Annotated in this window: 5 protein-coding genes; 3 read left to right on the top strand and 2 right to left on the bottom strand. The window is 72.0% G+C overall.

The window, feature by feature from the left end; genetic code table 11:
* Positions 1-194 precede the first annotated feature (194 nt).
* On the top strand, positions 195-662 hold the full coding sequence (locus ACIA8R_RS52875; RefSeq protein WP_357709833.1) for a hemerythrin domain-containing protein: 468 nt from the start codon (positions 195-197) through the stop codon (positions 660-662).
* Positions 663-677: 15 nt separating this feature from the next.
* On the opposite strand, the gene ACIA8R_RS52870 is transcribed toward ACIA8R_RS52875, so the two are convergent.
* Positions 678-1,421: an arginase family protein gene (locus tag ACIA8R_RS52870; RefSeq protein WP_357709830.1), complete on the bottom strand. Its 744-nt coding sequence runs from the start codon at positions 1,419-1,421 to the stop codon at positions 678-680.
* 101 nt (positions 1,422-1,522) lie between these two features.
* On the opposite strand from ACIA8R_RS52870, the gene ACIA8R_RS52865 reads away from it, so the two are divergent.
* On the top strand, positions 1,523-2,416 hold the full coding sequence (locus ACIA8R_RS52865; protein ID WP_397045823.1) for a LysR family transcriptional regulator: 894 nt from the start codon (positions 1,523-1,525) through the stop codon (positions 2,414-2,416).
* Positions 2,417-2,433: 17 nt separating this feature from the next.
* On the opposite strand, the gene ACIA8R_RS52860 is transcribed toward ACIA8R_RS52865, so the two are convergent.
* Positions 2,434-4,905, bottom strand: coding sequence for an MMPL family transporter (locus ACIA8R_RS52860; RefSeq protein ID WP_397045821.1), 2,472 nt, complete (start codon positions 4,903-4,905; stop codon positions 2,434-2,436).
* A gap of 162 nt (positions 4,906-5,067) precedes the next feature.
* On the opposite strand from ACIA8R_RS52860, the gene ACIA8R_RS52855 reads away from it, so the two are divergent.
* On the top strand, positions 5,068-5,742 hold the full coding sequence (locus tag ACIA8R_RS52855; protein ID WP_364102825.1) for a helix-turn-helix domain-containing protein: 675 nt from the start codon (positions 5,068-5,070) through the stop codon (positions 5,740-5,742).
* Positions 5,743-5,953: the final 211 nt, after the last annotated feature.

Below are 5,953 nucleotides of genomic sequence, written 5' to 3'. Positions count from 1 at the left end.
ACGCTACGACAAGCGCGCCTACATCTTCCTCGGCACCGTCACCCTGGCCACCTTGGTTATCTGGCTCCGGACCTGATCCAAGAAACAGCTCCTAGAGTCTCGGACAGCGTCGCGTGCCGGTGGCGGACTGCGTCAGGCATGGAGGCGTCGGATCCGGAAGGTGGTCATGATGCCCCTTTCCCCGTTCCTCACCCGTGGGTGAGAGCGCGAAGAACAGGCTCCTGGCCTGGAACATCGAACTGCAGGCCGCACACCGCCGCCTGCGCGAGGCGCTGCGCCTCGCGCGCGAAGCCCTGGAAGCCGGGGACACGGTCTCGGCGCGGGCAGATCTCCTGCTCTACTGCAAGGGATTCTGCGCCGCCCTCGACGGGCACCACGTGCGCGAGGACGTCGGGCTCTTCCCCGAACTGGCCGAGCGCCATCCGTCGCTGCGTCCCACGATCGCGAAGCTCCAGCAGGACCACGAGATGATCGCGATGCTGCTCGGGCAGCTGGACCGCGCGATGGCCTCGGACGCCACGCCGGGCGAGCTGTCCACGCACCTGGACGGGCTCTCCGCGATCATGGAGTCCCATTTCCGGTACGAGGAACGCCAACTCCTGGGCGTCCTGTCGACGCTCGACCTCGACGCCGACCCGCATGACCTGCTCGGACCGCTCTGACGTCCGGTCGATCGGTCAGGGGCGGACGGCGGCGCACAGGCGGACGAGCTCGGGGACCAGCCGCCGCAGCAGCTCCTCGTCGCGCGGGGCGGCGGGGGCGTACTCGGTGATGCCCAGCCCGGCGATCTCGTGCCGGGCGGCCAGCGCGGCCACGGCCTGGACGAGCTCGTCGGCGGACAGGCCGCCGGGCTCGGGGTAGCCGACCGAGGTGATGCCGTCCAGGACGTCGAGGTCCACGTGCACGTAGACGACCGCGTCGGCGGCGATGGTGTCGAGGCCGCCGATGCCGGTCCGCCGGATGTGGTCGGCCTCGGCCGGGTCGAGCGCGCGGGTGCCCGCCAGCGCGATCCGCTCGGGGCGCAGGGTGGGGGAACGCAGGAGGTCGGCCGGGCCCTCGCCCTGCAGCGTGCGGAGGATCATCCCGTGGAAGGCCCCGGACGGGGACGTCTCCGGGGTGTTCATGTCGCCGTGTGCGTCGAACCAGGCGACGTGCAGGCGGTCGCCGTGGCGGCGCAGCGCGGCCGTGACCGGTTCGAGCTCGACGCCGCAGTCACCCCCGACCGTGACCGTGAACCCGTCGCCGGGCAACGCCCGCCGCACCCGTTCGGCGGTCTCGGCGAGGGTCGCGCCGGTCTCCACCCGCACGTGCCGTCCGGCCGCCGGGAGCATCGCGGCCAGCCGGGCGGCGCCCTCGGCCAGCCTGGGCGCCGTGGGCGACGACGACCCCTGCCACTGCGGGACCTCGACGACGGTCAGCATGCTTCTTCCTCCCGGGGCGACGGTGGTGGGCCGCCAGTGTCACCCGGACGGATCGGCAACGTCCACTTAGTGATGCTGCACTGATCTATAAGATGTGCTTGATGTTGGATCCAGCCAGGTTGCGCCTGCTCCGCGAGTTCGCCGAGCACGGCACGATGACGGCCGTGGCCGAGGTCTGCGGCCTGACCTCGTCCGCCGTCTCGCAGCAGTTCGCCGTGCTGGAGCGGGAGGCGGGGGTGCCGCTGTTCGAGCGGGCCGGGCGTCGCGTGCGCCTGACCGCCGAGGGGCGGCGTCTCGTGGGGCACGCGCGCGTCGTCCTGAACGCTCTGGACGCGGCCGAGGAGGACCTGCGCTCGGCCTCGACCCCCCGGGGGCCGGTCAGGGTGGCGTGTTTCGCCACGGCCGCCGCCGACCGCCTGCTGCCCGCGATCGCCGCGGCGCGGGTCCGCCACCCGGAGCTGCACGTGATCATGTACGAGCTGGAGCCCCGCGAGGCCGTCGAGACGCTCCGCGGCGGCGGTTGTGACCTGGCGATCGCCTTCACCTACAACCTGATCCCCGAGGAGCCTCCGGCCGGCGTCTCCCGCCGCGTCCTGGCCACCGAACCGATCCTGCTGGCGCTCCCGGCCGGCCACCCGGCGGCGGACCGCGAGGTGGAACTGCCGGCGCTGCGCGAGGAACCGTGGATCGCCGGCTCCCTGGGCACCAGCGACCACGAGATGTTGCACCGCGCCTGCGCCCTGGCGGGCTTCCGGCCGAACGTCGTCCACACGGCCGACGACTACGCGCTCGTGCTGCGCATGGTCGGCGAGGGGCTGGGGGCGAGCCTTGTCCCCGAGCTGGTCGCCACCGTGGTGGGGGTGCCCGACGGGGTCGTGCTGCGGCCGGTCGCCACCATGGAGATCACCCGTACGACGCACGCGCTCGTCCGCACCGCTACGCCTGCGGTCAGGGCCGTGCTCGATCTGGTGACCGAGCCCGGCCCGCGCTCGTGAGCGGCCGCAGGCGGGCGTCAGCGGCCGGCGGGCTCGCGGACCGGTACGGGAGCGGCCTGGTGGTGGCGTTCCAGGTTGGCGCCCTCGACGTCCACGTCGGGCAGGAGCCGGTCGAGCCACCGGGGGAGCCACCACGCCTTGTCGCCCGCCAGGTGCATGACCGCCGGGATGATCAGCATGCGCACGACGAAGGCGTCGACGAGCACGCCGAAGGCCAGGGCGAAGCCGACCGGCCGGATCATCGTCATGTGGGAGAACATGAACCCGCCGAAGACCGAGATCATGATGACCGCGGCGGCGGTGACGACGGCCCTGCCCGCCCGCACCCCCTCGGTGACCGCCTGCCGGGCCGGGGCGCCGTGCGCGTACGCCTCCCGTATCCCTGAGGTGAGGAAGAGCTGGTAGTCCATGGCCAGCCCGAACAGGATGCCCACCAGCAGGGTCGGCAGGAAGTTGAGGATCGGCGCGGGATCGGTGACGCCGAAGACGGCGCCGAGCCACCCCCACTGGTAGACGGCCGTGACGCCGCCGAGCGCCGCGAACAACGACAGGACGAAGCCGCCGGTGGCGATCAGCGGCACCAGCAGGGAGCGGAACACGACGATCAGGATGAGCAGCGACAGGCCCACCACGACCGCGAGGTAGGTCGGCAGGGCGTCGGCGAGCTTCCCGGAGATGTCGATGTTGGCGCTGGCGCTGCCCGCGACGGACAGGGCGACGCTGCCGGACCCGAGGTCGAGGGTGCGGCCACGCAGGTCGTGGACGAGGTCCTCGGTGGACTCCGAGGTCGGCCCGCCGGTCGGGACGACCTGGAAGACCAGCACGGTCCCCTTCTCGTTGGCGCCGATGGGGGCGACCGCGGTCACGCCCCGGACGTCCATGAGCTGCTTGCCGAGGTCGGCCTGCGCCGGCGCGAGGTCGTCCCCGGTCACGCCGCGCCGCAGGTCGGCGACGACGACCAGCGGCCCGTTGGCGCCGGCGCCGAACTTCTCGGTGATGGCGGTGTAGGCGCGGTACTGCGTGGAGTCGGCGGCCTCGGAGGCGCCGGTCGGCAGGCCGAGACGCATGGAGGCGGCGGGCAGCGCGATGACGGCCAGCGCGCCGACCCCGATCACGATGCGCAGGACGGCACGTCCGATGGTCATGGGCGGCACGTGCTTGGGCGCGGCCGGGGTCGCGGCGGGCCCGGTGGCGGCGTTCCTGTCGCGCCTGGGCAGCAGCCGGTGCCCGAGCAGGCGGAGCAGTGCCGGGGTCATGGTCACGGTGAGGAGCACCGCGACGGCGATGGCGACGGCGCCGACGGTCCCCATCAGCGCCAGGAACGGGATGCCGGTGACGTTGAGTGCCAGCAGCGCGATGAGCACGGTGCTGCCCGCGAAGACCACGGCGTTGCCGCTGGTGCCGTTGGCCAGCCCGATGGACTCCTCGACGGCCATGCCCGTCCTCAGCTGGCGGCGGTGGCGGTGCAGGATGAACAGCGAGTAGTCGATGCCGACGGCCAGGCCGAGCATGGCGCCCAGGATGGGCGTCACCGACGTCATCTCGATGGTGCCGGACAGGGCCATGGCCCCGGCGACGGCCACGCCCACGCCGAGCAGCGCGTTGAGGATCGGCAGCCCGGCGGCCACGAGGGTGCCGGTCATGACGATGAGCACGAGCGCCGCGACGACCAGGCCGACCGCCTCGCCGACGCCGCCCAGCTGCACCTCGCCCTGCGTGATCTCGGCGGAGTAGTCGGCGGTGACGCCGCCGGGGAGGGCGTCGTCGACGGTCTCGATGACGGCCTTCTTGGTCTCCGGGGTGACCTCCTGCTGCGGCAGGTCGAAGACGACGGTCGCGGTGGCGGTGGAGCCGTCCGAGGAGACCGTGCGGATGTCCGCCGCCATGGTCAGCAGGCTGCGTCCGACGAGCAGCTGCTGTTCGGACGTCTTCAGCGTGGCGCTCTGCTTGTCGAGCTCGGCCTGCTGCTGGTCGAGCTGGGCGAGGGTCGCCTTGAGCCGCGGGTCGGAGCCGGCCTGCTCGATGGCCGCCTCGGCCTGCTTACGGGCCTGGTCGAGCTGTTTCTGGCCCTTGGCGAGCCGGGCGCGACCGCCCTCGACCTGGGCCAGGCCGTCCGTGATCTTCTTGGCCTGCTCGGCGCGCATGCCGGTGGAGGTGAACGGGTCGGCGACCTGGTCGACGCCGTCGAGGGCGGCGACCTTGCGCAGCGCGGCGCTGACGTTCGCGCGCTGGTCGTCCGTGAACCGCCCGCCGGCCTCGGACCGGATGACGACCTGCCCGGTGCCGCCGCTGGCCACGGGCAGCTCGGTCTTGAGCCGGTCGGTCACCTGCGCGGTGGGCGTGCCGGGGATGGTCATCGTCGAGCTCATGGCCCCGCCGAAGGCCAGGAAGGCTCCGACGGCCAGGCCGAGCACGACGAGCCACGCGGTGATCACCCACCAGGCCCGCCGGGCGGTGAACCGGCCCAGCCGGTAGAGCAGTTCGGCCATCGTGGACTCGCTTTCTGGTTCTGGAGCGGGGCAGTCGAGTAAGCGGATGGGATATATCCGATTTGGCAGTCTATTGAGAAGTGGATAGCAATCATCCAGTTCACCGTGGCATGCGAGCTGTGATGTTGATCCCACCTATCCGGTTAGAGGTACGCTGAGGCGATGACCCCGCGACCGCTTGCCGAGCACGAGCCGGCACGTCGTGGAGCCCTGCGCCGGGACGCCGAGCGCAACCGCGATCGCATCGTGCGCGCCGCCCAGGAACTCTTCGCCGAGCGCGGCCTCGCCGTCGGCTTCAACGAGGTCGCCCACCATGCCGGCGTCGGCGTCGGCACCGTGTACAGGCGCTTCGCCGACAAGGAGGAGCTCATGCACGCGGCGCTCGAGGAGCCGCTGAGCGAGCTGGCCGAGGTCGCGCAGCGGGCGGGCGAGGCCGAGCGGGCCTGGGACGGCCTCGAACTCCTCCTGCAACGCATCACCGAGCTCCTGGTGGACAACCTCGGGCTGCGGGACGTCGCGCTGGGCGGCGGCGGATGGCACCTGGGCAGGTCCGCGGCCGAGCGCGTCGCGGAGGTGATGACGCAGCTGCTCGACCGGGCGCGGGCCGAGGGAGACCTGCGTGACGGCGTCGTGGGCGACGACGTGATGATGATCCTGTGGCTGGTGACGGACCTGGCGCAACATTCCGTCCAGGTCCATCCGGGGCTGTACCGCCGCTATCTGCAAGTGGCGCTGGACGGGCTGCGGGCCTGGCCGGGGAGCAGGCCGCTGGTGGAGAGGCCCACGGAGCAGCAGACGCTGACGATCTGCCGCCGCTGGGCCGGCGCCCCCCTCTGACTCCGGCGACATGCCCCTCGCCGGCGCCGGGCGATCGCACCTCCGACGGGCCCGGAATTCCGCGCTACGCGTGCCCGATTGTCGGGCTTCGGACGTATTACCCGCACGTAGATGGGTGTGACCAGCGGTAACGGAAATGTCGGTATGCCTACCGATGAACATACGTATTTTCGCGCCGTCAACAAGCGCTTAGCGTCTGGCGGCAACAAGG

Origin of the sequence: Nonomuraea sp. NPDC051191, from assembly GCF_044455665.1 — a bacterium.
Taxonomy (GTDB): Bacteria; Actinomycetota; Actinomycetes; order Streptosporangiales; family Streptosporangiaceae; genus Nonomuraea.
The sequence above is the reverse complement of the archived record's forward strand: the minus strand, read 5'-3'. Positions and strand labels throughout refer to the sequence as shown.

What these genes read in the sequence shown, in the direction of transcription:
- ACIA8R_RS52870 (WP_357709830.1), bottom strand. Translation starts at nt 1,421, where the DNA reads ATGCTGACCGTCGTCGAGGTCCCGCAGTGGCAGGGGTCGTCGTCGCCC.
- ACIA8R_RS52865 (WP_397045823.1), top strand. Translation starts at nt 1,523, where the DNA reads ATGTTGGATCCAGCCAGGTTGCGCCTGCTCCGCGAGTTCGCCGAGCAC.
- ACIA8R_RS52860 (WP_397045821.1), bottom strand. Translation starts at nt 4,905, where the DNA reads ATGGCCGAACTGCTCTACCGGCTGGGCCGGTTCACCGCCCGGCGGGCC.
- ACIA8R_RS52855 (WP_364102825.1), top strand. Translation starts at nt 5,068, where the DNA reads ATGACCCCGCGACCGCTTGCCGAGCACGAGCCGGCACGTCGTGGAGCC.